Origin of the sequence: Rahnella sp. AN3-3W3 (assembly GCF_003263545.1) — a bacterium.
Lineage (GTDB): Bacteria > Pseudomonadota > Gammaproteobacteria > Enterobacterales > Enterobacteriaceae > Rahnella > Rahnella variigena.
Genome location: NZ_JYDG01000063.1, coordinates 80,140 through 104,264 on the forward strand (window position 1 = coordinate 80,140; position 24,125 = coordinate 104,264).

Genomic DNA, 24,125 nt, shown 5'->3' on the forward strand with positions numbered 1-24,125 from the left:
CAGAGAATGGTTGCTCATACTTTTTTTGAGTAAGGCAACCCATGCTCCGGCACACTCTTTTTTTGTCCGTCACCTGTCTGCTCCCGCTTCTGCTGACCGCTTGCGGTGATCCTTCAACTGCAGCTGACGATCCGCGTACCCGGCCACCGCTTATCAGGACGGCGGAGGTCAAACCTGCTCAGGAACAATCACGCGTTTTTAACGGCATTGTGGCCGCGCGTTTTCAGGGGGATCTCGGTTTTCGCGTATCAGGTAAAGTGCTTGAGCGGATGGTGGATAAAGGGCAAAGCGTCACGCGAGGCCAGCCGCTGCTTCGGCTGGATCCCGCAGACCTGGCGTTACAGGCACGTGCTGCTCAGGATGCAGTGACTGCCGCGCAGGCTCGCGCCCGTCAGACCGGCGAGGATGAAAAACGCTATCGTAGTCTGGTGGGTGGCGGTGCGATTTCCGCTTCGGCTTACAGTCAGGTACGTGCTGCAGCAGACTCGGCACGCGCCGAGCTGAGTGCCGCTCAGGCGCAGGCGCGCGTAGCCCTTAACGCGTCTCAGTACGTCGTGCTTAGCGCAGATGCTGATGGCGTGGTTGTGGATACACTCGCAGATCCCGGACAGGTCGTCAGCGCGGGGCAAACGGTAGTGCGTCTTGCGCGTGCCGGACAGCGCGAGGCGATGGTGAGTCTCCCGGAGACGCTGCGTCCGCAAGTCGGATCGGTCGCGTCTGCCGTCATGTACGGTAGTCAGAGTGTCAGTGAAGCCAGATTGCGGGAACTGTCGGATTCTGCGGATAACGCGACACGTACCTTTGAGGCGCGCTATGTGCTGAGCGGCGCGGCAGCCCGTGCCCCCTTAGGCTCGACCGTGACCCTGCATATCCCGGAATCTTCGGCGACCTCACCCTCGTGGTCGGTGCCGCTCAGTGCCATATGGGATGCCGGACGGGGTTCTGGCGTATGGGTGGTGGAAGGCAAACCCGCCAAAGTGAAATGGCATGCGGTAACGATACTCGGCATCAGCGACGACAGCGCGCGCGTTTCAGGGGCTTTTACTGCCGGACAGCAGGTAGCTGCTCTGGGGGCGCATCTGCTTCATGAAGGCGAAACCGTGCGAACGGCGATGGCTGGCCCTGAGGGGATCGCACCATGAGTCGCCATCGCTTTAATTTGTCGGCGCTGGCCGTGCGCGAACGGGCAATCACGTTGTTCCTGATAATCCTGATAGCCGTGGCCGGGGTAATGGCTTTTCTCGGACTGGGCAGGGCTGAGGATCCCCCGTTTACTGTCAAACAGCTGACGGTGATCACCGCGTGGCCCGGTGCTACCTCACAGGAGATGCAGGACCTGGTGGCGGAACCTCTCGAGAAGCGCCTCCAGGAACTGAAATGGTACGACCGTACCGAGACTTATACCCGTCCGGGAATGGCTTACACCATGGTTTCCCTGAAGGACAGTACTCCGCCGTCAGAAGTGCAGGAGCAGTTTTATCAGGCGCGTAAAAAGCTCAGTGATGAGGCGCGTAATCTGCCCGCGGGGGCGATCGGGCCGATGGTTAACGATGAATTTTCCGATGTGGTGTTCGCGCTGTATGCCCTTAAGGCAAAGGGGGAGCCGCAGCGCTTTCTGACGCGTGACGCCGAGAAGCTCCGTCAACAACTTCTCCATGTGCCCGGCGTGAAAAAAGTCACCATTACTGGTGAGCAGGCCGAGCGTATTTATGTCTCTTTCTCCCATGACCGGCTGGCCACACTCGGTATTTCACCGGAACAAATTTTTACTGCGCTTAATGCACAGAACGTTCTGTCGCCCGCAGGTTCGATACAGACGCGCGGACCTGAAATCTTTATCCGTCTTGACGGTGCGCTGGATACGCTGGAGAAAATTCGTAATACCCCCGTTGTTGCCGGTAATCATACTTTACGGCTGGCGGATATCGCCAAGGTAGAGCGCGGTTATATCGATCCCCCGGATTTTCTTATTCGTAATGATGGGGAGCCCGCGCTAATGCTGAGCGTGGTGATGCGTGAGGGCTGGAACGGCCTCGAACTGGGTAAAGCACTAAAACAAGAAGTCAGTACGATTAATGAAGGGATGCCGCTGGGCATGACGCTGACTAACGTTTCCGATCAGGCCGTCAATATCAGTGCTGCTGTCGATGAGTTCATGATCAAGTTCTTTGTGGCGCTGCTGGTGGTGATGGTCGTGTGTTTCGTCAGCATGGGCTGGCGGGTTGGCATTGTAGTCGCCGCCGCCGTGCCGCTAACCCTCGCCGTGGTTTTCGTCGTGATGGCCGCCACCGGTAAAAATTTCGATCGCATAACGCTTGGCTCGCTCATCCTCGCGCTGGGACTGCTGGTTGATGACGCCATCATTGCGCTGGAGATGATGGTGGTCAAAATGGAGGAGGGTTACGACCGTATCAAGGCCTCGGCCTATGCCTGGAGCCATACGGCTGCCCCCATGCTCGCGGGTACGCTGGTCACTGCTGTCGGATTTATGCCCAACGGATTTGCGCAGTCGACCGCAGGCGAATACACCAGCAACATGTTCTGGATTGTGGGGATTGCGCTGATCACCTCCTGGGTCGTTGCAGTGGTCTTTACCCCGTATCTCGGTGTGAAAATGCTGCCTGACATTAAGCCAATAGAAGGCGGTCACGCGGCGATTTACAACACCCGTCATTATAATCGCTTCAGACAATGGCTGACTCTGGTCATCAGGCGTAAGTGGTGGGTAGCCGGCGCGGTGATTGGCTGCTTTATCATCGCCATACTGGGTATGGGGCTGGTGAAGAAACAATTTTTCCCCACCTCCGATCGACCGGAAGTTTTGGTTGAAGTCCAGATGCCTTACGGCACCTCAATTGAACAGACCAGTATGACGTCTGCCCGGATTGAACGCTGGCTGCGTGAGCAAAAAGAGACGCAAACGGTAACATCCTATATCGGCCAGGGCGCGCCGCGCTTCTATCTGGCTATGGCGCCAGAGATGCCGGATCCATCTTTCGCGAAAATCGTGGTCCTCACCAGAAGTGAGCATGAACGCGATGCGATTAAAAAACGCCTGCGTGACACCGTGGCTGACGGGCTCGCGCCTGAGGCACAGGTGCGTGTTACCCAGCTGGTGTTTGGCCCGTATTCCCCATACCCGGTTGCTTATCGGGTAACGGGACCTGATCCTGACGTCCTTCGCCAGCTTGCCACCAAAGTGAAAACGCTGATGCAGGCCAGCCCGATGATGCGTACGGTTAATACCGACTGGGGTTCACGGGTACCGGTGATACATTTCGCGTTAAATCAGGACCGGCTGCAGGCTATGGGACTGACACCCGCCGACGCAGCCCGGCAGTTGCAATTTCTGCTCAGTGGTGCACCGGTCACTGCGGTCCGTGAAGATATTCGTTCTGTGGAAGTCACGGGCAGGGCGGCGGGAGAGGTACGTCTCGATCCGGCTCAGCTTGGCGCACTGACGCTTGCTGGCGCCGGGGGGCAGCGCATTCCCCTGTCGCAACTGGGTGAAACCGAAGTTCGTATGGAAGATCCGCTGCTGCGTCGTCGCGACAGAATGCCGACAATTACGGTGCGTGGTGATATCGCCGACGGCTTGCAGCCCCCGGATGTGTCGGCGTCGATCACACGCGAGCTTCAGCCGGTCATCGCCTCCTTACCGCCGGGGTATCACATTGAGCAGGCGGGTGCCATCGAGGAGTCGGACAAGGCCACCCAGGCAATGCTGCCGCTATTCCCGATAATGATTGCCCTTACGCTGCTCATTATCATCGTGCAGGTGCGGTCGATGTCGGCAATGATAATGGTGTTTATGACGGCGCCGCTGGGGCTGGTCGGGGTGGTGCCTACGCTGCTTCTCTTCCAGCAACCTTTTGGCATCAACGCACTGGTAGGACTCATCGCACTGTCCGGCATTCTGATGCGTAACACGCTGATCCTGATAGGCCAAATTCACCACAATGAGCAGGAAGGCCTTAGCCCTTTCCATGCCATCGTGGAAGCTACCGTTCAACGCGCACGACCCGTCTTACTGACGGCAATGGCAGCGATTCTGGCCTTTATCCCCCTGACACACTCTGTGTTCTGGGGAACGCTGGCATATACGCTGATTGGCGGGACTTTCGGCGGCACCATTATTACTCTCGTCTTTCTGCCTGCAATGTATGCGATCTGGTTCAGGATCCGACCTGACGGTGAAAAGGTTTCTGAATGAATGTCGGGCAGGCAAAAAGGTTTTGCATCACCTGCCCGCATAATGGCCGGTTCTGCCGGTCTTTTAGCCGACATAATCGGGCAAAAAAAAAGCACCCAATGGGCGCTTTTATCAAAAAAATTTTATATTCTTAAAATTTAATTTATTATGGTTTTAGTACGAGTGTTTCCCTGGTGTTGGCCGTCCATTGGCCTCCTCACACATTGTTCGGAGCAGTGTGTGAGGTTTCTTTTTCGTTAAAGAAGGTACCATTCATTATAATGGGGCGTAAGTTGTACTTAAGTCCTGAAAAAACCTGTACTTAAGTATAGATGTCGGCATTAAGGGATAAGCAGCCCTCAGGGAGTCAGTATGTTTAGTGCTTTTGAACAAAATCACACGATCACTGAAACATTGAAAGATTATATCGACCGTAAGCTGTGTCCACTAGGCAGTCCCGACTATGCCTATACCGTTGTGAGGAAAAAAAACCCTGCAGAAGTCCTGATCATCTCCAGTTATCCTGATGAGTGGGTCAATCTTTATCGGACCAACAATTTTCAGCTTACCGACCCGGTAATACTCACCGCATTCAAAAGAACCTCTCCCTTTGCGTGGGACGAAAACATCACGCTAATGTCTGAACTGAAATTTACAAAAATCTTTTCCCTTTCCAGGCAGTACAACATTCTGAATGGCTATACATTTGTGCTGCATGATCAGATGGGAAATCTGGCATTGCTGTCTTTTATCATTGCCGACAATAGCCAGCAAGAGTTGGAAGAGCGACTGACTTCTGAACGTGGCAACTTGCAGATGCTTCTCATCGATATAAATGAACAGATGTATCGGCTTGTTGGCGGTATATCAGCCCGCGGACGTCAAATTACGGCGAGAAAGGAAAATAACATTTTCACTCTCCGTGAAAATGAGGTGCTTTACTGGGCCAGTATGGGGAAAACCTATGCAGAGATTGCGACTATTATCGGCGTTTCAGTCAGTACGATAAAGTTTCATATGGGAAATGTCGTTGCTAAGTTGGGTGTCAGTAACGCCCGCCAGGCAATCAGGCTGGGCGTTGAACTGGAGCTGATTATACCGGCAGCGTCAGCGGCCAGGTAAACAAAGAGTCTGTTTGGCTGTTGAGTCCTGTGGCCATGTTCATCTGATCGTCTTGCCCGGCAGGAAGATAGATCAGATAGATGCGTTCCCGCTCACTAAGAAATGCCTCTTTAAGTGTCTGTATTTGCCAGCCCGAGCGTTTCAATATCGTCAACATAGCGCGACTTACGATGGTATAAATACCAGCATGTCCGTTATCCTGAGCCCAGTTTATCATGGCAAGAAAAAGTGCCTGACTAACAGGGTATCGTTCGCCGAGAAGTTCCCGGGCTCGCAATTTGTCGACAAAGAAACGGCTCGACTCAACTCCCTCAGAAGGAAGTGGAACCGAATCAAAACACGCACGAAACGTATGGGTTATCATGTTTGGCTGGTCGAGAGCGGTAAAGCGCACGCTGCAAACGAGTTTCCCCTTACACAGTCCGAGAATATAGCGTGTTGAGTCATTGTCGAACTCATCGAACTCCATATCTTGGTTGCAAACAACTTCCCATCCCAGGCGGTCACTGAAGGTTGTTTTTCTTAGCCGGTAAAGTTCATCTACTCTGGTCATTCTGAGCTCTTCATAGCTCACGTCAAACAGTTCAAGCATCCCATTATCCTGTTAATAAAGCGTTGTATCCCGTAAACCGTGCATCATTATCCTACAAACCCCGACAATCGCTGACCCGAAAATGCACTGAATAACAGGATGTTAGTAAAATAATAAATATCTCGTCAAATCCCGCTCAATGGGAAATTACAGTTCCGATCCCACATCCGCAACAATACCTGCGCGTTTATTGATTTGACTCAAATCTGAGCAAGGCTTTCATCAGCAGGTATATCTCGCCCGGACCTCTGATTTATCCTGGCACCGATATTGGGAAGGGATCTATCTGGCCGTGATCTCAAAAAGTGCGTGGAACTAAAACGGGTCTTTTTGCAGTTGCAGTATAAAATTCAAACCGGCTGCAACTGAGGTCCTGTTTACATGAAGATTGTTTTACCAACAGGCACCTTATTGCACCAACGCGTTTTATAATCCCATTTTGGATCATATAATCCAATTGAAAATAGCCTCTTTTTGTTTTTATCATTACATAACTTGTCAGCTTCATTTATATTCAACCACATGAGTATACTTCCGACACTCAGATGTGAGTAATCAGGATCTACACCCCCATTAGGCACATCAAAATATATCCATTTATCAGACTCAGCCTTAAGTATAAAATCATATGCGCAGGGTAACGAACCATCGATAAAAAGAACATAACCAAAAATCATATCTTTAAAATATGTGAAAAAATCTATCAAAATTTCTTTGCTGTAGCATTTCACATTGTCCTGGAATCTTTTTTTGAAAAGAAGTACATATATATTGGCAAGTTGTTCTGGTTGTAGTTCGTTTACATTTTTAACGACACCTCCCTCTTTAATGAATTTATTGAATTCATTCCTTCTGTTTTTATGGCTCTTTTTTGAAAAATCATCCTTGGCCAGACATATAAATTTCTTCTTTGGTCTGAACTTAGTGAAAATTGTATTGTAAAAATGGTTGGAATGGGCAGAGGATATCTTATTTGAACGTCCCGGGAGGAATACTTTCTTATCTATGTTTACAGGTAATATGATTTCATCACTCGTTATGGGATATGTTCTCCACAGATTAACGCCAATCTTATTACTGATTTCAAAAAAACAACCTTGGATGATATCTTTATTTTTATAATGATAAAAATCTATTTCGCATATTTTCTTATCTAACAGATACTGCAAGATTTTAGGGTGTGTATTTACACTTCCGCCAAACTTGTAATAACTCTGTTGATATATGTCGAATGAAGAACATTCCCAGCCAAATATTTTCTTGAACATTTTATTCATAATTTCAATCTTTTAAAATAAATTAAATTTCAATTTAACGCTATCAATACAAATATTTTAATGAAGTACCCGTTGGCTACTGCTCTTGCAGTTCTTTTAATAGCATGAGGGATGCAAACTTTGAAATAACTTAAACCCTGAGAAAGAGAAAAAACAATGAGTAAACCTAAAGGTATTAAATGCTTTTTTTTCATGATTAGTTCTCATTCTATTCAAATGTTAAGCCTAAAAAATCAATTCGTTTATAATACATTTACATTTCAAACAAGTGAATGAACAAGTGGGAAAATTAACTTTTCCAATTTGGAAAAATTGGAATTATGTAGTTAGCTACATAATAAAATAACATAATAGAAAATTATGCTATATAGTTACCAGAGCATCATGTTTATCCCTTATTTAAAATTTCATGCTATAGTAAATTTTGTTTTTATTTCTTTGCAGGTGAAACTTGAAATATAATAACACTCGCGAGCTTCGTGATTGGGTGATTTTTATAAAGACAATTGAGAAGGCGAACCTTTCTCTTGCTGCTCGTGAGCTCGGTGTTAGTGTCAGCACCGTGAGCAAGGCTATATCCAGGTTAGAGGATTATGTCCAAACGATGCTGATAAAGAGGGATGCTCGTAATTTTGAAATCACTTCTGCGGGTCATATTGCGTATAGTAAAGCGAAGAATATTACTGAATCCTTTCAGTCCCTGCTGTCAGAATTACAGAATCCTGAACTCTTAATTCAGGGGGACATACAATTCTCCGTACCCTCTGTGGTATGTCAGTTGCTTGCTAATCATTGGACAAGTGAATATATAATAAAAAACCCTATGGCCAGGGTGGAGATAAAATCACAGGAGCTTTTTGAATTCAATCATGATGTGAAAAACTTCGATCATGTAGCACTTCAATACGGAAATATTCAAAGACCAGAACTGGTGCATAGAGAACTAAGCTCTGTTGAGCTTATTAGCTGCGCCTCTCCTGAATACATTAAAAAATTTAATATTTTTGACAGGCCCGACAATTTCGAAGGGCATACCCTGTTGATGGTGGATAATTGTAATCTAAAAGATAATATGATTTTTTCAAAAGGGGATGAAACAGTTTCCTTAGACAAAAATCACAAGCCTGCTATTAAATCTAACGATTTTCTGGCTCTTTTTAACTTACTCCTTGAAGGAAAAGGGCTGCTTCTGGGCACGCCTAAATGGCTAGCATTAACACATATCCACGACGGAAAACTTGTGCAGATCATTCCTGAATGGAAACTGGCTAATATACCCGTCTATCTTGTCTGGATGCATAGACCCTATTATTCCCCTCTGTTTTTAGATTTTATTAATTATGTGGAAAAAAAATGGAACAATTTTAACCAGGTTTATTTAAAATGACCTGCACTCAGGATTTGCTACAACGCTCAGTGAGTCATGCAGGATCTTGCCCCGTTCCCCGTAGGTGATCCAGCCATAATCAGGAACACCCGGCACAACCATTGGCGGACTTCAGCAACTGCGGTAAAGGAAGCCTGAGCGCTATACTGTTCAGCATCCCAGCCACCTCTGACGAGCGCCAATTCTGCCCCCGCATTTGCGGGTGTAAACGTCGGTCTTCGTCTACAGGCGCAGTCGTCGCCCGTCAACCAAAGCATCAGAAAAAAAAATTCATGTCCAGACGTGGCGTGGATATAAGCCCTGAGCTTCGGTTGCCGCCGCGACGTGTTTAATAGCGGATGATTTCCCGGTTGTTTAAACTTTAGATTGAGTCGGGTTATATACTCTTCCAGATATTTTGTACAAGAGGAAAGAAGATGCTCAACACCTACATTATTCTCGCCATTTCTATCTGCGCTGAAACGCTGGCCACAACCATGATGAAAGCTTCCGATGGCTTCACCCGAATAATCCCAAGCATCGTTGTGGTGGTGGGATATGCTATTTCGTTTTATGGTCTTTCCCAGGTGGTCAAGACCATGAATATTGGTATCGCTTACGCGATTTGGGCGGGGATGGGGATCTTTTTGGTTTCTATAATGTCATTCCTGTTTTATAAGCAGAAACTCGATCTTCCTGCCATCATGGGCATGGTTTTTATTGCTGTGGGAATTTTGATTATCCAGCTGTTCTCTAAATCCGTTTCCCACTGACTGACTCCCAAGATATCCAGTCAGTGCGCTATTCATCGGCCTCTCTGTTGTCATGCCGTTTGAAGCGAACGCGTTGATACCAGGGCTTTGGTACCGGATGGATGATGCTGCGCAGCGCCCTGGAGTAATCCATCACCAGACCTGGCGTCCAGGCCATTGAGATAGCGCGTTTGCGTAACTGAGCGGCAACCCAAAGCTCAGGCATAGTGAGCGTTCTGATTATGGATAACCAGCTTTCAGTACGTCCGGAGAGCACACCATCCAGGGCGTTTTCCAACGCGTAGGCAACACTGCTTGAACAGTTGCGGTAGGTCAGGTTATAGGTCTTTGTTAACTTGTAGTCACTCCAAAAACGGTGTAAAGCTGTTCCGTTGTATTTGGTGAAACAAATTTTACGATCTGAATGGCACCATTCTGCTGCCTCGGTGGCATAGTCAGGCTGAAACTTACCCAAAACATCATTATCGCGTGTTGCTTTAAGTGTATTCAGGAACTCCGATGGCGACCGGTCGATATCTTCCGCTGGGTACAGGCTGATGTAAATACTGTCAGGGACTTCCAGCGCAGCATGGCCGGTTGATATTACACCTTCCGAGTCTACTGCGGCTATGTAACGGTTGATCACCGGGCGTGGAATAGTCGATGCGCTGGCTGTCCCTTCGGGCGTCCATATATGAACGGTGAGGGGTTCGCGAAAATCAGTAATAACTTGCGAAGCAACTTCTGGCTTTGCCGCGCCACCTTTATTGAACTCAAATCCTATACCTTCAGGCGCTAAAAGTTCGAATACAGAAGTCCCTTCCTGCAGTCGCATAACCCGAAGAGCAAGGCGTACGGTATGAATACCGCTGAAAACCATCAATGTTCCCAGGAAGAAAGAGACCGTAGCCTTGTAATGTGTTGGGTAGGGACTGAATATGAAAATGGCAAAAAAGATTTGTGCCAGGCCGTTCAAAAAAGAGCTCTTCCAGTTAGGGAAACGCACAATCCACGCCGAGAAAACCACAAACAGACCAATCACGAAATAGGCAAATCCGAATACGATCGCCAGGAGCAAATTGCTATAAGACTGGTTTGATAAGATTAGAAGCGAGACGAAACAAAATATGCCTCCCTTAAAGTAGAGGAGTGCTTTTTGCGCACCGATGCCTCCCGACGCTATGCTCAGCGTCACTAAACTTTCCGTGAGCAACAGCAAGCCAAAAAATCGCAGAGGGAAGTACGTCACTCCGTCCAGACCGTCGAGGAAGATGGCCAGTCCGAACAGGCTCCACAGGATCCCAAACAGGATCAGATATTTGCCCCAGTAACGCATAAAATCCACGCCGAACAATAATAATGCAATCTGTATCACAAGTCGGTCTCTCTTTATTAAATCATGACGTCTGAGTTTAAATAGCCAAATCGTAATGGCTGGACTGCCAGTTCCCGACAATAATCAACGAGTCAGCATTTGCCATGGTGATACCGCCGCTGTCAACCAGCGTTAGCCACTCATCATTATTCGACTTAATACGAAAAATGACAGTATCGTGCTGGCTTGACATCGAATTGAACCAGTGTTGATTGAGTTTTTCTCTGTCTGAAGGATGTACATGACTTAGCACTTTCTCAACCGTATCGAACTCTGTCAGAGAAGCAGAATCCAGCAGTGAAGAGAGATCATTTTCCCAGGTAAACTTGCCAGTTTCAGGCTCAAGTCTGTAAAGTACGCCGTTACCTGAAAGCCTGCCTGTATCTGGATTGAAACGGGTTGTCGAGCGTCTTAATACGCGTACAAATACGATGAGCAATGCTGTCGCAGAAAGATAACTTAGCGCCAGTAGCAGTGACTCGACGAGGCTAAGTTTGTGCAGAAAGAACGGGCCCTGATGCATGTCGGTAAAATGGATGACAATCAGCCCTAATACCAGCAGGCCGATGGATCCTCCACGATTGCCCCATACCAGGGCGAGCATCAAACTCAGGACAATAGGCAAGCAGGAAAGGGCGAAATATAGCGCGGGAGCTTCGGTTTTAAGCCATGTGTCACTATAGCCGAAAATAAATACTGTCAGGGCACAGATCGATAGCAACAAGGCAAGGCCTCCCAGCAGCTTCGTCCAGGGGAGGAAAGCCTGATGGCCACGCTTGTTCACGAAACCCATCACCACAGTTGTGGCAAAGAAAATCCCAGTCACGTCAGCAACGAAACCGTTCCAGATAGTTGTCATTATCGGCTGTCCGCTGAAGAAAGCGTAACCTCCCGCCACGATTAGCGCATCCAACATGCTGATCACAAAAGTGGAGCATATCCACAAAATAATGACATGCAGATCATCATTTGGCCGCGCGAAACGCCGGACGATCCAGGCAATGAGAACGTTGGCGGGCATTTCGAGGAGTGAATAACCCACTGAGATAAGAAAAGTGGGGAGATTCTGCCAGGCCCGGTCCTGTAGTACGCTCGCCAGAACAAAGATAAGGATAAGCGCGGGATAATGGCGCCAGCGAGCAGATAAAAAGGCTGCTACCGCCACGCCAGGAGGAAACCACACTATAGCAATCGCAGAATTTGTGTCGTCAAATTTGAGAGACATCAATCCTGATAAATAATAAACCAGCCCCCATAAGAGCAGGATCGCAGTTTGCTGCAGCCAGGAGGGGATATTCGTTTTCATTTCTGGTCAACTTTGGGTCAGGTAAAGGACGCAGCATCGCTGCTGTGGATCGTTAATTAACATAAATTTTAACAACCCTTTGCTGAAATTACAAAATCAGCTCTTCAGAGAGTATTGCAGGGGCTACATTTTCTTGAGCGAAAAGAGTACATCCCAGCTGAAAGATAAAATTGGATTTACAAGGATTTCTTCATAAATATCCGGCTTGTTCCTTCAGGCGCGCAGTCAATACGGCCAAACTCTTCCCAACCGTGTTTTTTGTAAAAATCAGGAGCCTGAAAGCTTATCGTATACAAAAATGCTGCAGTGCAGCCCCTTCTTCGCCCTTCATCCTCGAAGCGATTTAGGATATCTGTGCCAAGCCCCATTCTCCGCAGCTCTGGTGGTAGATAGAAAAGATCTATAAAAAGGAGGCCCAGTGAGGAACGTCCTTGCATTCCTCCAAGAACTTCACCCGTTTTCGTTGATTTTATTAATACCGATAATGGCTTACGATCACTGATCCCCGTCATTAAATCGTTGAAATCATTAAGCCCTTCTTCAATGGGTAATAATTGTTCCGCATCAGCATTTTCACAAATCTCAAAACTTATCTCTTCAACAGTGCTATTCATTTCAAATGGCCTATTCGTTGTATAAATAACTGTTTAAATATACAGTCGTAAATCCAAAATCCCAGCTTTTTTTCTGTTTTGCTCTGCCACTTGCACTTAAGCATGCTTCGGCAGTCCATCTGTTGAGATGAGATATCTTACCGCCTGCTTTGAGCAAAAGCCGGTATAGGCGCTTTTTCGCGGCAACAAGGGCTGTACTTCATTCAGGTTAAATGTATTGAATCCGGTATTTGCTCAGTGTTATAAGCAATGAGCAGTATTTATGATTTCTGCTGTTTCCAGTGCCTGATTTTCAATAAATAAGTTAAGGTCAGAAAATGATTAAGTCAGTTCAGCCAACAACCACAGTCACCACCACTACCGTAACCTGCGGTGGTGTGGGCGTATCTGTGACTGACTCCTGACAAAACAGATCCTCACTCCCCGCCAATCCGGACGGGGAAGAAAATCTCTCCGTTCATAATATTCTGAATGGAGAAACATTATGATTTCATCTGAAAACGCACTTATCGTTATCGATATGCAGCAAGGACTTTTCCGTGGCCCGACATCTCCGCATTCCGCCGGAGCGGTTCTGTCGAATATTTGTCTGCTGATTGCAAAAGCAAGACAGGCTCAGGTGCCCGTCTTTTTCGCCCGCCACACCGGACCCGATGACTCCCCCTTATCTGAACAAAGTCCGTTAACACAACTGATACCTGAAATGGACGTGAACGTTGAGCGGGATATCGTATTTATTAAAAAGCACCCCAGCTGTTTCCGCGATACCGGCCTGCAGCTTCAGCTCATCCAGCGAGGCGTGAAGCGGGTGGTTATCGCCGGGATGAAAACAGAATTTTGTGTCGACACAACCTGCAGGGTTGCCTCGGAACTGGGATTCAAAACCGTGCTGATTTCAGATGCGCATACAACAATGGATAACGAATTTTTATCAGCAAATGAAATTATTGCTCATCACAATGTCACGCTGGCCGGGCCGTTTGTGACTCTGGCAACTGCCGATAACTTGAGATTTGCTCCTGACAAATGAGTTTGAGCGGAGAGCCGTCCGCAGGGCGGCTAAAAAATCCATTTTCGTTTCTGCCACGAACCTGTCGGGTGAGTATCTGGTTGATATATTTGGTATCATCACATTTTAAATCATGCCTGAGACCTTATCTGATGGGTATAAACATAAGACCAGCACTTGTTTCTGATGTCGGGAGTATTTTCGATGTGAGAACGTCGGTGATAGAAAATCATCTCAGTCGTGAGGAAATGCGGTTGATGGGGATCACTGAAAGCGTTGTGGCAGATATGATCCTGAAAAACCCCTGTGCCTGGGTAGCAGTTGATAATGAAAAAATTATCGGTTTTTCAATGATTTTACAGGATGAAGGCTGCCTCTTTGCGGCATTTGTTCGCCCGGAATATGAAAATAAAGGGGCAGGGCGTAAGCTTGTCATGGCTGCTGAGCAAGAGTTATTTAAACACCATGATGTAGTCTGGCTGGAAACCGATAAGAATAGCCGTGCTGCGAAATTTTACAGACATCTCGGTTGGGGTAATGACGCGGTTATTAATGATGTTGATATCAGATTAGAGAAAAAGAGAAGAGCATTCTGTAATTCAATTGTACGCAAAGATAGTTAATGAGTTATGCCCCTCTATAGAATCCTGTCAGGCGGGGCAGTGAGAAGAGAATGTCGTAGTATCACTTGAATTTGTGAAAATAATGTATAAATAAAGTCCGTGTAATACTCAAAGGATTTGACGCTTACTCTTTTTTTTTAACAAAAACACTCATCACCATCAAGATAATTGACAATACGTTGCTATAATTATAAAAAGCAGAGAGCCTTAATCAACAAGGAATGATTTTAGTATGAATTTTTATGGGATAAATTATCTGCAAACGCAGTCAAATATAAATGATTACCTTAAGTATGTAATTATTTTCAGTACATTGTTTGTTTTGATTGTCGTTTTCAGCTTGTATATGCGCCATCGCCTGCAGACCCGATATCGGGATTTGACGATTATTGCTTTTTTGTTTTTGCTGTTCGTTTCAGGTGTTCAGTATGCAGATTATGCAAACAGTGAAAATATTCACTCCCAGTCGTCGCAAATGGTTAATTTTGTCACGTTATTATCAAAAGAAAAGAATGTCAGCATAAATGATATTTATTCCAGCTCAGTGCAGTTATCCGATGGCGTGATCGTTAAAGTTAACGACGGCTATTACCGTGTTAACTTAAGTTCAGATCAAAACACCTATAACTTAACGGACGTCTGGTTAACAAACCCGGAAGTTAACATCATAAAATAACGAGAAATCAAATGCCTATATACACACCTATTATCATCAAATTGGGGCTGGGGATACTGTGCCTGATTGTCCAAATCAACCTTATGGGCAAAGGCAATCTTGCCCCGACGTCTGCTATGGATCAGGTTCAGAATTACGTTCTGGGCGGGATCATCGGTGGTGTCATCTACAATGAATCAATTACAGTGCTGCAATTTGTGTTGGTCTTAATTATCTGGACGTTGCTGGTCTTCATTCTTAAATTCCTGAAAGAAAATAACCGGTTTGTGAAGCGGATTATTGATGGTAAACCCATTACGCTGGTACATAACGGCAATGTGGATGTTAAAGAATGTTTGAGAAATGGCGTTTCAGCTAATGACCTGATGTTTAAGTTAAGATCTAATGGCATTTATGAAGTTGAACAGCTTAAACGCGTGGTCCTCGAACAAAATGGTCAGTTAACAATTATCCAAAGCGGTGACGAGAATATTCGTTATCCCATCATCGTGGATGGATCAGCAAACTTCGATCTGCTTGAGATAATTAATAAAGACGCTGAATGGTTAGAAGCAAGGATCGCCGAGCAAGGTTTCAAAAAAATCAGTGAAGTCTACTTGGGTGAATACCTTTCGGGCAGGATTAATTTGTACGGATATACGCGATAACTGCCGGACTTGAATCAGTTCTCACGGTATCGATGATGTAGCGGGTGATCGACAGGCAGTCCGTACATGTAAAAACCCGGCCTTTAGCCGGGTTAGAATTAGGATCAATAACCGATACCCAGTTTGAGTCAGTCATAGAGCCATTTACCTGCCCTGGCTGATTCTGCCAGCATTTGCAGGGTCAAAGGTTGAGGTTCATCGTCATCAGCGCCAGACGTGCACAGTGCAAATAAGATAAAGGTCTCTACAGGCCAGTATTTATAGAAATCGAATCCAGCAGGGTCTACATCAAATTTCTGGAAATACTCTTCCATGATTTCAGCACCAGCTTCACTTGCCCAGACATAGCGACCTGTTGACAGGCTGGTGTCAATCGTGACCGGAATCTGTTTCTTAGAGAACAGAACAGGCTTGTTGAACCGCTGCCTGTACCACTCTATGACATCCTCGTTGCTTACTACCATAGTTTGTCATTACCCCGCGCTATGGTGTTGTACTTGTTCGTTGCTTTATAGGCAATCGTCGAGACATCAGCAGCTATGATGATAATTCCCAGAATGGGGATCCACCGACCAACGAAAGCACCCAGATTTGTCACATAGCTGAACTCAAGGCGCTTAATACTCCCCGTTGTCAGCGTGGGTAAACGTCTGGTTTCAATGTCCAGATAATGACGCAACTGCTGACTCAATGGTGATGTTCCCTGTGTTGTCCCCCTAGGCTTACCGCGCGTACCTAGAGTTGGCTGACCAAGCAGAATCAGGCCAATCGTCAGGAAGTCATCAACACCGAAATGTTCAGCGGTAGTGTCCAGAAACACCCAGAACAGCAATTCACCTGATGACAGATTAGAGAATCCTCGATAGAAGTACGTTCCGTTTAGCTCTTCAACCGTATCCATGTTGCAGCACCTACCCGGTTACGCGCTCATTCCATGCGTCAGAATACTGAATGTTTCCGTCGAGGTAACGCCACGTGATTTTGTCGTAACGAACCTGAACCTGCTCCAGATGGCCTGAATGAATAGCGGTTTTGCAATCGTGCATCATCGGAGTTACAGAGACGATTTTCACCCCTTCCAACAGCATGTTGTAGTATTCCACTTCCTGACCTGCATCATTAATTCGATACCATTTGAACTCAGCCGAAGCAAGGCATTGACCCGTTGCCACTGCTTTCATCAGGTATGGGGATGAGCTATCGAATTCTTTCTCGAAAATAAGTGCACCGTGAACACGTGTACCGGTCAACTTACCGGTATTACCATCCGTGGGGATATAGAGGTTATGGCTGAAGCTGGTGATTTCTATTGAATGCTCACGATCTTTAACATCTACAGAACCTTTGATCAGTGCGCCGCCATCGTCTTTAAGCCATAGATAAGCTGGGATTGCCATTTTTATAAATTCCTTTTAAAGGTGAGGCTTTAAGCTATTCCTTCGCAGAGCAGGAAACAATTAGCGAATCACGTAAAAATAAAAGTTTCAGAAGTTTATTATGAGTTTTTGGCTGATTAGAAAAGCATCAAAATTGCTTTTGTTGAACCTTTTAATTCATTGAAAACAGCGGCTTATTTCTTTCGTGAAGGCAGCAGGAAGTTTAAAAACACAGTTATTGATAACAAACATTAGAATGACTAGCTTTTATCATTCTAATAAATCACTACACGCGCAGAGAAGCACAATTAATATATGGATAGAATAATTCGCCCCGCATCCTGAATGGACTCTACCGTGGACTACTCAGTCCACCCTGATGGTTTCTCTTGTTGTGGGATTTTTTCCTTACTTATTCATTATCGCCGTCAGCACATCGCCCGGTTTTTCAAGTACAGCCAGATGAGTTCTCGCATCTTCAAGGCGTTTCACATCAAAGAAATCATGCGCCTGAGCAAAACGCTGCTGTACGGCTAAGTAATCGTCATCTCTGTCGAGGGAGTAGATGTGTGTAGCCCTGGGGGGATTTTTGAGTTTTTCCAGACGCTGGAGCGGTGAGCCGTATTGATGATAGGCGTCGCTAATCACCTGTCCTGCAAGGCGCCACAGTGTGTAACCGGACTCAGACATCCCGATTTTTAGATGATCATTAATAATGGACGAGTCGCTGCCCGCTAACCAAAAATCGTACAGTTCATCCCGCGCAGATTGCCAGTTGTCTTCACGTTGCATCTCTTTGATTGACGTGAAGAACGCCGGCGCAGGTTCATTCATGATCCAGTCAAGGAATATGACTTGAGGCACGCGATCCGCCATACTTTCTGCCAAATCAACCGCTATCCAGCTGGCATGCGCGACGGAAACAGGCACAACGCGGGTCAGGCCCAGATGGTCAATCAAGGTCAACGCATCGGTTAATAACGCCGCACCGTCAAAATCATGACCATCGGTCGATGACTTACCATGGCCACGCCAGTCAATGATGACGACACGGAAGAATTCGGCGGCCAGTTTAGCGAAGTCATTGAAGACGGTTTTCGGCTGACACCAGCCCGGCATGAGGAACAGCGTCGTGTCGCCCTGACCGATATCCAGATAATCAATATCCCCATGATGCGTAGGTAAAACAGCCATGTCAGTGTCCTTCCTGAAGTGAATGAACACCTAACTTATACGATCCCTCACCAATTAAACAAGCATTTACTTGTTTAATTGGTGTTATATGATGTCACTCGCATCAGCCTGTGATGGATTTACCGCAGGTTCTTCCCCTGTATCGCCTGTTGTTGTATTGCGCGTTGGTAGTCAATTTTCAGAAGTGCTCCTGCAAATGGCATGTGTTTTAACAGCCTTTCCGAAAGCCCAAGCCGTGCCGAGGTGACATACAGTGATTGTTCATTATGACCAAACGCACAGCTTGTCGGCCGCTGAACGGGAAGGAGGATCAACTGGGCAATTTCTCCTTCCGGAGATATCCGCGCGATGGCCGCGCCATCGAAGAGCGTACTGAGCAGAAATCCATTCTGATCGACGATCAGTCCGTCTGGCTTACCTTTGCCGGGATCAATACTGATAACGACGCGCCGATGGCTGAGGTTGCCTGATGTCGGGTCGCACTCATAGCGATAAATTTCTCCACGCCGGGAATCCGTCACATAGAGTATTTTGCCGTCACGGCTGAACCGCATCCCATTGATAAGTGTGAAACCCGAATCCAGGGTGTGCCAGCGACCATCAGGATCCAGACGATACAGATAACCTGTCCCGTTCTTCAGATCTTCATCTATCAGCCCGACCCACAGGCGGTCTGCGCTGTCCATACACGCATCATTAAGCCGAAAGCCTCCTTGTGCGTGTGGCGCGGTGGCAATTCGCCGTCGGTTTCCTGCTGCGTCAATTTGCTCAACATGACAACCTACACCGAGGAGTAACTCACCCGAGCTTTTTTCTGCGACAAAACCGAGCGGAGCGGGCATCGGTTGGCTGAAATTTCTGCCTGTAGCGGGATCGAAAAAGTTCAGAGAGGCCCCCATGGTATCGACCCATAAGAGTCTGGCTCTTGAACGGCTCCAGACAGGAGATTCCCCCAGTATTGCCTGGCCTGCAAATATCACGGATACGCCATTCACGAGCGTGGCTCCACGGCGGTAATCGCGATCGACGCCCAGTTTTGTGCAACCTCCAGAGCCGTGGATGCCTGAACAGCCTGAAGATTTCGGGGGTAATCTACACCCGCGGCCTCCGCCGCTTTGGTCGCATGGAATTGCCCGTTCGCAGCACGCAGGATCCACCCACCCTCGGTACATTGTGCGCTGGCAAGGTATGCCACGCCCGGAGCCACCGCCGATGGCAGAAGTTCATCAGGTTCTTCTTCTGCACCCCACATACGTGTTTTGGCGACGGGGGAAACAGCATTCACGATAATGCCGTCACGTTTGCCTTCTTCCGCCAGAACATTCACGAGGCCAGCCACCGCCATTTTGGCTGCCGCGTAAGAGGCGAGTCCCTGATGCACATATTGCGGATAAAGCGCGCGGCAAGAAGTGGTCATTACGATGCGCCCATAGCCCGCCGCTTTCATCGCGGGCCAGGCCGCCTGGGCAAGCCAGAGAGGCGCCTTAGCCGTGACAGTCATCATGCGGTCAAAAGAACGTTCTTCTATCATCCCGATTTTTTCGTAAGCCACCCAGCCCGCATTATGGATCACGGCATCCAGCCGCGCGGCAACACGCAGTGCGTCTGCGCACAGCGTATGGCAGCCCTCACGTGTGCCAAGGTCTCCCGTGATAACCCGTACGTCCAGACCTTCTGAGCGCAACATATCTGCCGCGCGCTCTGCGACCAGCGGATCGGTGCCTTCACCCTCTGGGTTGGCACCGATATCCTGTATCAGAACTGTTGCGCCAAGCTGACCGATACACCGGGCATATGCCAGACCCAGCCCGCGAGCTGCGCCGGTGATAAGTACGACCTGATTTTTAAACGTCACCATCTCATTTCTCCCGTTAACACGCTTTCATTGGGAACAGAGCATAAAGTCACGCTTTCGATAGATAAAATACTGACTATGAGGCTCTGTGATACTTTAATTGTATCGGCAGTCAGCAAACGCATTGAACACAGGGAGAGCCGGACATGGCGACAGAAAAGCAGGCACGCGTCACTTTAAGGATGATGGAGCAATTCATCGCCGTCGCGGAGGAATTGCATTTTCATCGTGCTGCACTGCGCCTGAATATGTCTCAGCCGCCGCTGACCCATGCGATAAGAAAACTGGAAGAGGATTTAGGCGTCACGCTGATTGAGCGCGGTAACCGCGTACTTGGCCTGACGCCAGCAGGAGCGACGTTTGTACGTGAGGCACGTGAAACACTCCGACAGGCCGAAAAAACCCTTATTTCAACGGTTGATGTGGCTGAGGGACGAACAGGAGTTTTAAGGCTGGGCTATGTCGGAAGCGCGCTGTATGGTCGCCTGCCTGATGTGATCCGCGAATTCAGGGCAAGCCATCCGCAGGTGCGTCTTGAACTGCGTGAAGCGACAACGGCTTCTCAGATTGCTGCTTTACGCGATGAAATGCTGGATATCGGAATACTGATCCCTCCACTTGAAAACGCGGAAGACGTCGTGAAGACCCGCTTTGACCAGGACCGTCTCTGTATAGCGATGCCTGTAGATCATCCCCTGAGCCAGCGGACAAATCTTACGCTCGCCGATCTGGCCGCAGAGCCTTTTATTTTGTGGCCAATGGCAGAAGGGCGAAGCTTTCATCTGCAGGTGATCCGCCTGTGTGCCAATGCAGGTTTTGTGCCGACGATTACTCAGGAAGCGCACGGGATGCACGCTGTGCTGTCACTGGTGTCTGTCGGGGGCGGGGTGTCCGTCGTGCCACAAAGTATGAGTGGCTTTCGCCAGGATCAAATCAGCTATCATCCCTTATCGGGTATTGAGCCCGAATTTGAGCTGGTTCTCGGCCATCGTCACCTGTCTGCTTGCGCGAGGGCTTTCCTGAATTGCGCGCAAGCGAAGCAGGAGAGGGTTGCGAAACCGGCAGTCTGAGAGTTGCAGGGTAATAGGTTTGAATACCACAAAATGAATTCTGAGTGACGGTGTCACTGTTATTCCTGATACTTTCTTGCGAAGACCTCGCAGAACCAGTCGATAAAAACGCGGACTTTCGACGGCAGGTAGCGGCGATCGGGATACAGAACAGACACAGGTTTTGTGACAGCCGCGTAATCCGTGAGCACTTCCTTCAGCCTGCCGGACTGAATGTGAGGTTCCAGCGCTGTCCGTAATGCATGCACTAAACCCAGCCCTTCCAGCCCGCAGGAAAGAAGTACATCGGAATTGTTAACCAACATATTACTCCCCGGTCGCCGTGAAATAATTTCTCCGTTCATCATATACTTCCAGTCCATCACTTCACGGCTGTGTTCACTGAAAAAATTGACCGCTTTATGATGCACAAGCTCATCCGGCGTCAGCGGAATACCGTACTTATCCAGATATGACGGCGCAGCACAGGTGGTCATACTGACGCTGCCCACACGGCGCGCGCTGAAACCGGAATCGGCTAACTCCCCCAGACGAATAACGCAGTCAACACCTTCTGAAATCAGATCAGTCAGGCGATCGGATGCGGTGAGTACAATGTCAATTTGCGGATAAAGAGTTTGGAACTCACTTAAAGAAGGAATAAGGATTGCGTGTGTCAGGGCAAGCGGAGCATCGATGCGCAAGCGCCCGCGCGGCGGCTGGCTGGGAGAAAAAACCGCCATCATGTCGTTGACGTCGCTTAAAAGACCTTTTGCGCGTTGATAAATTTCTTCTCCTTCCGCCGTCATACTCAGGCTGCGCGTGGTGCGGTGGAGAAGTTTTATCCCTAAATCGTCTTCAAGGTGTTGAATGGATTTACTGACAGCAGGACGATGTAATTGCAAGGCATCTGCGGCTTTGGTGAAACTGCCCAGTTCGACAACCTGAACAAAAATACTCATTAACTCAAGCATATTAGTGCGCATCGTTTTTTCTCCTCTTCCGGCAAATTCTACCTATCAATGACCAGGAATGCGGGATGTACCTTACCCGAATTGTTTCCCCTGCAATAACACTGAAATCCTTTGCAGTGACTTTTTCCCCTCTCTTTTGCGCTCTAACATGGCTTTATCTTATGCAGACAAAGTGGACGCAACGAAATGAAAGCATGGTTATTGAAAGATTTTGGTCTCGAAAATTTGCACCTCGAAGAGGTCGAAACACCGAAGCCGGGGCCAGGTGAACTTCTGGTTAAAGTAGGTGCGGTCTCCCTGAATTTTCGTGATAAAGCGATTGTTGAAGGCTTTTATGAGCCTCATCTGGTTCCCAAACCTCTTATACCTGTCTCTGATGCGGCGGGAACCATTGTGGCCGTGGGCGAGGGGGTCACACGTTTTCGCACCGGCGAACGTGTCAATTCACATCTCTATTCGCGCTGGCTGGATGGCGAACCGGCAGCAGATGAACCCGCCTGGTGTATGGGTATGCCGCTGCCGGGAGGACTGGCTGAATATATGATTATTCACGAAGACAGTGCCGTCAGAGCTCCGGACAACATGACTGATGAGGAAGCGTCAACATTACCTATCGCCGCGCTGACCGCCTGGTATTCGCTGATGGACATCGGTCATCTTCAGCCCGACCAGACGGTTTTGGTGCAAGGTACCGGTGGGGTATCTGTTTTTGCTGCGCAGATTGCACATGCGTACGGTGCGAAAGTCATCGCCACGTCAAGCAATGACGCCAATCTTGAGCGGATCAAGGCGCTGGGCGCAGATGAGGGGATCAATTATAAAAATACGCCTGACTGGGAGAACAAAGTGCTTGAACTGACCGGGGGTAAAGGCGCCGATATTACGGTGGAAGTTGCCGGGGGTAACGGGGTTAATCAGTCGGTTGCCGCCACTAAAGTGGCCGGGACGATTGCTCAGGTCGGTTTTCTCACCGGACAGACCTCACAGCTTGATCTGATGCCTTTGATTTTCCGGCAGACGACGATACGCGGTATTGCTGTTGCACCGCGTTCATCCTTTGATCGCATGAATCCTTTCCTCACTGAACATAATATCAGGCCGGTCATTGAACAGGTGTACAGCTTTAGTGACGCGATCGAAGCGTTCAGACACCTCTCCCGTGGCGCATTTGGTAAAATTGTTATTAAGATCGGTGACTGATCGCCAGGAATTACGCTTTGCACACAACGTGGTATGACCCTCTGTCCCCGGATAATAAGGAACAGGGGTCATATCAGCATGATGAGTCTGAAGGTGAAAAAACTAGAGGATCAACAGCGGTTTCAAAGCTGCGTCGCCGTTAGCGCAATCTTGTGATTCAACGTATCACTGATTGTATCGACCCAAACTTTGGTATTTTCCTGTGTACGGGTCTTGCGCGGAATATCGATTTTAAATTCATCCGTGATGGTACCGGGTGAACCCGTCAATAAGAGAACACGATCGCACAGCATCACGGCCTCTTCAATATCATGCGTCACCAGAATCATCGACTTGGTTTTAATGTAGTGCTTCTCCCACAGCTCCAGCAGATCCTGACGCAGCTTATGGCCGGTATAAATGTCGAGCGCGGAGAAAGGTTCATCGAGCAACAACAGCTGAGGTTCAACCGCCAGAGCGCGTGCAAAACCAATCCTCTGGCGCATCCCGCCGGATAACTCTTTTGGATAGGCGTCCGCATAACCTGAAAGACCGATCAGGTCGATCATATCTACCGTCCTGCGGTTCACCTCACTGGCGGGTAAACCTAGCGCCTGCAGGCCAAAGGAGACATTACCAAACACGGTTAACCATGGGAAAAGCGCAAATGTCTGGAAGACCATACTGGTATCCGGGCAAGGGCCGGTGACGGGTTGATCATTACACACGATGGAACCGAAGCTGCTGTCAACCAGCCCGGCAATCATGCGCAGTAAGGTGGATTTCCCTGAGCCAGATCGTCCGAGCAAGGCAACAATTTCATTTTCGCTGACCTCCAGATTGATGTTATCCAGAACGCATTGCGTATGTTTTTGGTCCTTCTGAAAGGACTTCGACACATTTTTAATTTCTAAAACAGTACGGGTATTTTTCATGTCATTATCTCT

24 protein-coding genes are annotated in these 24,125 nt (G+C 48.1%); 11 read left to right on the top strand and 13 right to left on the bottom strand.

Going from position 1 to position 24,125, the window contains the following annotated elements; genetic code table 11:
• Positions 1-41: 41 nt before the first annotated feature.
• The 3 genes from UC15_RS17355 (at position 42) to UC15_RS17365 (ending at position 5,314) form a co-directional block, all read left to right on the top strand.
• Positions 42-1,142: an efflux RND transporter periplasmic adaptor subunit gene (locus UC15_RS17355; RefSeq protein ID WP_112289637.1), complete on the top strand. Its 1,101-nt coding sequence runs from the start codon at positions 42-44 to the stop codon at positions 1,140-1,142.
• Entirely contained in the window at positions 1,139-4,213 is a 3,075-nt protein-coding gene (locus UC15_RS17360; protein ID WP_112289639.1) for an efflux RND transporter permease subunit, read from the top strand. The genes UC15_RS17355 and UC15_RS17360 overlap by 4 nt, the downstream gene beginning before the upstream one ends.
• Positions 4,214-4,564: 351 nt before the next feature.
• The gene (locus tag UC15_RS17365; RefSeq protein ID WP_112289640.1) at positions 4,565-5,314 is read left to right on the top strand and encodes a LuxR family transcriptional regulator; all 750 of its coding nucleotides are present in this window, start codon (positions 4,565-4,567) and stop codon (positions 5,312-5,314) included.
• Here the strand turns inward: UC15_RS17365 and UC15_RS17370 are convergent.
• Positions 5,286-5,906, bottom strand: coding sequence for an acyl-homoserine-lactone synthase (locus UC15_RS17370; RefSeq protein ID WP_112289642.1), 621 nt, complete (start codon positions 5,904-5,906; stop codon positions 5,286-5,288). The genes UC15_RS17365 and UC15_RS17370 overlap by 29 nt on opposite strands.
• A 377-nt stretch (positions 5,907-6,283) precedes the next feature.
• On the bottom strand, positions 6,284-7,183 hold the full coding sequence (locus UC15_RS17375; protein WP_112289644.1) for a hypothetical protein: 900 nt from the start codon (positions 7,181-7,183) through the stop codon (positions 6,284-6,286).
• Between the two features lie 451 nt (positions 7,184-7,634).
• Here UC15_RS17375 and UC15_RS17380 point away from each other — a divergent pair, with 451 nt between their 5' ends.
• Positions 7,635-8,570 (top strand): LysR family transcriptional regulator, encoded by a 936-nt coding sequence (locus UC15_RS17380; protein WP_112289645.1) that lies wholly within the window; start codon positions 7,635-7,637, stop codon positions 8,568-8,570.
• 416 nt (positions 8,571-8,986) lie between these two features.
• Positions 8,987-9,322: a multidrug efflux SMR transporter gene (locus UC15_RS17385; RefSeq protein ID WP_112289647.1), complete on the top strand. Its 336-nt coding sequence runs from the start codon at positions 8,987-8,989 to the stop codon at positions 9,320-9,322.
• Positions 9,323-9,350: 28 nt separating this feature from the next.
• Here UC15_RS17385 and UC15_RS17390 read toward each other — a convergent pair whose 3' ends face one another.
• From UC15_RS17390 to UC15_RS17400, 3 genes are all read right to left on the bottom strand, one after another.
• On the bottom strand, positions 9,351-10,676 hold the full coding sequence (locus UC15_RS17390) for an HdeD family acid-resistance protein (RefSeq protein ID WP_112289648.1): 1,326 nt from the start codon (positions 10,674-10,676) through the stop codon (positions 9,351-9,353).
• 37 nt (positions 10,677-10,713) lie between these two features.
• The gene (locus UC15_RS17395; RefSeq protein ID WP_112289650.1) at positions 10,714-11,982 is read right to left on the bottom strand and encodes an MASE1 domain-containing protein; all 1,269 of its coding nucleotides are present in this window, start codon (positions 11,980-11,982) and stop codon (positions 10,714-10,716) included.
• Between the two features lie 176 nt (positions 11,983-12,158).
• Positions 12,159-12,596: an N-acetyltransferase gene (locus UC15_RS17400; RefSeq protein ID WP_112289652.1), complete on the bottom strand. Its 438-nt coding sequence runs from the start codon at positions 12,594-12,596 to the stop codon at positions 12,159-12,161.
• Positions 12,597-13,080: 484 nt separating this feature from the next.
• Here UC15_RS17400 and UC15_RS17405 point away from each other — a divergent pair, with 484 nt between their 5' ends.
• The 4 genes from UC15_RS17405 (at position 13,081) to UC15_RS17420 (ending at position 15,551) form a co-directional block, all read left to right on the top strand.
• Positions 13,081-13,626, top strand: coding sequence for a cysteine hydrolase family protein (locus UC15_RS17405; RefSeq protein WP_112289654.1), 546 nt, complete (start codon positions 13,081-13,083; stop codon positions 13,624-13,626).
• A gap of 236 nt (positions 13,627-13,862) precedes the next feature.
• Positions 13,863-14,228: a GNAT family N-acetyltransferase gene (locus UC15_RS17410; protein ID WP_232829938.1), complete on the top strand. Its 366-nt coding sequence runs from the start codon at positions 13,863-13,865 to the stop codon at positions 14,226-14,228.
• A 232-nt stretch (positions 14,229-14,460) separates the two neighbouring features.
• Positions 14,461-14,904 (top strand): DUF3290 domain-containing protein, encoded by a 444-nt coding sequence (locus UC15_RS17415; protein WP_112289657.1) that lies wholly within the window; start codon positions 14,461-14,463, stop codon positions 14,902-14,904.
• Positions 14,905-14,915: 11 nt separating this feature from the next.
• Positions 14,916-15,551 (top strand): DUF421 domain-containing protein, encoded by a 636-nt coding sequence (locus tag UC15_RS17420; protein ID WP_112289659.1) that lies wholly within the window; start codon positions 14,916-14,918, stop codon positions 15,549-15,551.
• A gap of 128 nt (positions 15,552-15,679) precedes the next feature.
• On the opposite strand, the gene UC15_RS17425 is transcribed toward UC15_RS17420, so the two are convergent.
• The 6 genes from UC15_RS17425 to UC15_RS17450 form a co-directional block, all read right to left on the bottom strand.
• Positions 15,680-16,015, bottom strand: coding sequence for a DUF1493 family protein (locus UC15_RS17425; RefSeq protein ID WP_112289660.1), 336 nt, complete (start codon positions 16,013-16,015; stop codon positions 15,680-15,682).
• Positions 16,009-16,452, bottom strand: a complete 444-nt coding sequence (locus UC15_RS17430; protein ID WP_112289662.1) for an STM2901 family protein — start codon at positions 16,450-16,452, stop codon at positions 16,009-16,011. The genes UC15_RS17425 and UC15_RS17430 overlap by 7 nt, the downstream gene beginning before the upstream one ends.
• Positions 16,453-16,462: 10 nt before the next feature.
• The gene (locus tag UC15_RS17435) at positions 16,463-16,948 is read right to left on the bottom strand and encodes an Hcp family type VI secretion system effector (protein ID WP_112289664.1); all 486 of its coding nucleotides are present in this window, start codon (positions 16,946-16,948) and stop codon (positions 16,463-16,465) included.
• Between the two features lie 387 nt (positions 16,949-17,335).
• Positions 17,336-18,121: an alpha/beta fold hydrolase gene (locus UC15_RS17440; RefSeq protein ID WP_112289666.1), complete on the bottom strand. Its 786-nt coding sequence runs from the start codon at positions 18,119-18,121 to the stop codon at positions 17,336-17,338.
• A 119-nt stretch (positions 18,122-18,240) separates the two neighbouring features.
• The gene (locus UC15_RS17445; RefSeq protein ID WP_112289667.1) at positions 18,241-19,116 is read right to left on the bottom strand and encodes an SMP-30/gluconolactonase/LRE family protein; all 876 of its coding nucleotides are present in this window, start codon (positions 19,114-19,116) and stop codon (positions 18,241-18,243) included.
• Entirely contained in the window at positions 19,113-19,979 is an 867-nt protein-coding gene (locus UC15_RS17450; RefSeq protein WP_112289669.1) for an SDR family NAD(P)-dependent oxidoreductase, read from the bottom strand. Before UC15_RS17450 ends, UC15_RS17445 begins: the two co-directional genes overlap by 4 nt.
• A gap of 143 nt (positions 19,980-20,122) precedes the next feature.
• Here UC15_RS17450 and UC15_RS17455 point away from each other — a divergent pair, with 143 nt between their 5' ends.
• Complete coding sequence (locus UC15_RS17455; RefSeq protein WP_112289670.1) at positions 20,123-21,046, top strand: LysR substrate-binding domain-containing protein; 924 nt, start codon at positions 20,123-20,125, stop codon at positions 21,044-21,046.
• A gap of 59 nt (positions 21,047-21,105) precedes the next feature.
• On the opposite strand, the gene UC15_RS17460 is transcribed toward UC15_RS17455, so the two are convergent.
• Entirely contained in the window at positions 21,106-22,011 is a 906-nt protein-coding gene (locus UC15_RS17460; protein ID WP_112289672.1) for a LysR family transcriptional regulator, read from the bottom strand.
• A gap of 174 nt (positions 22,012-22,185) precedes the next feature.
• Between UC15_RS17460 and UC15_RS17465 the strand changes: the two genes are divergently transcribed.
• Positions 22,186-23,199: an NAD(P)-dependent alcohol dehydrogenase gene (locus UC15_RS17465; RefSeq protein ID WP_112289673.1), complete on the top strand. Its 1,014-nt coding sequence runs from the start codon at positions 22,186-22,188 to the stop codon at positions 23,197-23,199.
• Positions 23,200-23,321: 122 nt separating this feature from the next.
• Here the strand turns inward: UC15_RS17465 and UC15_RS17470 are convergent, their stop codons facing one another.
• Entirely contained in the window at positions 23,322-24,113 is a 792-nt protein-coding gene (locus UC15_RS17470) for an ABC transporter ATP-binding protein (RefSeq protein ID WP_112289675.1), read from the bottom strand.
• Between the last annotated feature and the right edge of the window lie 12 nt (positions 24,114-24,125).

Excerpts from the sequence above, each read along its gene's own strand:
- UC15_RS17430 (WP_112289662.1), bottom strand. The coding sequence starts at position 16,452 with ATGGATACGGTTGAAGAGCTAAACGGAACGTACTTCTATCGAGGATTC.
- UC15_RS17410 (WP_232829938.1), top strand. The coding sequence starts at position 13,863 with ATGGGGATCACTGAAAGCGTTGTGGCAGATATGATCCTGAAAAACCCC.
- UC15_RS17415 (WP_112289657.1), top strand. The coding sequence starts at position 14,461 with ATGAATTTTTATGGGATAAATTATCTGCAAACGCAGTCAAATATAAAT.
- UC15_RS17395 (WP_112289650.1), bottom strand. The coding sequence starts at position 11,982 with ATGAAAACGAATATCCCCTCCTGGCTGCAGCAAACTGCGATCCTGCTC.
- UC15_RS17460 (WP_112289672.1), bottom strand. The coding sequence starts at position 22,011 with ATGCGCACTAATATGCTTGAGTTAATGAGTATTTTTGTTCAGGTTGTC.
- UC15_RS17420 (WP_112289659.1), top strand. The coding sequence starts at position 14,916 with ATGCCTATATACACACCTATTATCATCAAATTGGGGCTGGGGATACTG.
- UC15_RS17435 (WP_112289664.1), bottom strand. The coding sequence starts at position 16,948 with ATGGCAATCCCAGCTTATCTATGGCTTAAAGACGATGGCGGCGCACTG.
- UC15_RS17465 (WP_112289673.1), top strand. The coding sequence starts at position 22,186 with ATGAAAGCATGGTTATTGAAAGATTTTGGTCTCGAAAATTTGCACCTC.
- UC15_RS17455 (WP_112289670.1), top strand. The coding sequence starts at position 20,123 with ATGGCGACAGAAAAGCAGGCACGCGTCACTTTAAGGATGATGGAGCAA.
- UC15_RS17470 (WP_112289675.1), bottom strand. The coding sequence starts at position 24,113 with ATGAAAAATACCCGTACTGTTTTAGAAATTAAAAATGTGTCGAAGTCC.
- UC15_RS17400 (WP_112289652.1), bottom strand. The coding sequence starts at position 12,596 with ATGAATAGCACTGTTGAAGAGATAAGTTTTGAGATTTGTGAAAATGCT.
- UC15_RS17375 (WP_112289644.1), bottom strand. The coding sequence starts at position 7,183 with ATGAATAAAATGTTCAAGAAAATATTTGGCTGGGAATGTTCTTCATTC.
- UC15_RS17360 (WP_112289639.1), top strand. The coding sequence starts at position 1,139 with ATGAGTCGCCATCGCTTTAATTTGTCGGCGCTGGCCGTGCGCGAACGG.
- UC15_RS17355 (WP_112289637.1), top strand. The coding sequence starts at position 42 with ATGCTCCGGCACACTCTTTTTTTGTCCGTCACCTGTCTGCTCCCGCTT.
- UC15_RS17370 (WP_112289642.1), bottom strand. The coding sequence starts at position 5,906 with ATGCTTGAACTGTTTGACGTGAGCTATGAAGAGCTCAGAATGACCAGA.
- UC15_RS17425 (WP_112289660.1), bottom strand. The coding sequence starts at position 16,015 with ATGGTAGTAAGCAACGAGGATGTCATAGAGTGGTACAGGCAGCGGTTC.
- UC15_RS17385 (WP_112289647.1), top strand. The coding sequence starts at position 8,987 with ATGCTCAACACCTACATTATTCTCGCCATTTCTATCTGCGCTGAAACG.
- UC15_RS17365 (WP_112289640.1), top strand. The coding sequence starts at position 4,565 with ATGTTTAGTGCTTTTGAACAAAATCACACGATCACTGAAACATTGAAA.
- UC15_RS17450 (WP_112289669.1), bottom strand. The coding sequence starts at position 19,979 with ATGGTGACGTTTAAAAATCAGGTCGTACTTATCACCGGCGCAGCTCGC.
- UC15_RS17405 (WP_112289654.1), top strand. The coding sequence starts at position 13,081 with ATGATTTCATCTGAAAACGCACTTATCGTTATCGATATGCAGCAAGGA.
- UC15_RS17440 (WP_112289666.1), bottom strand. The coding sequence starts at position 18,121 with ATGGCTGTTTTACCTACGCATCATGGGGATATTGATTATCTGGATATC.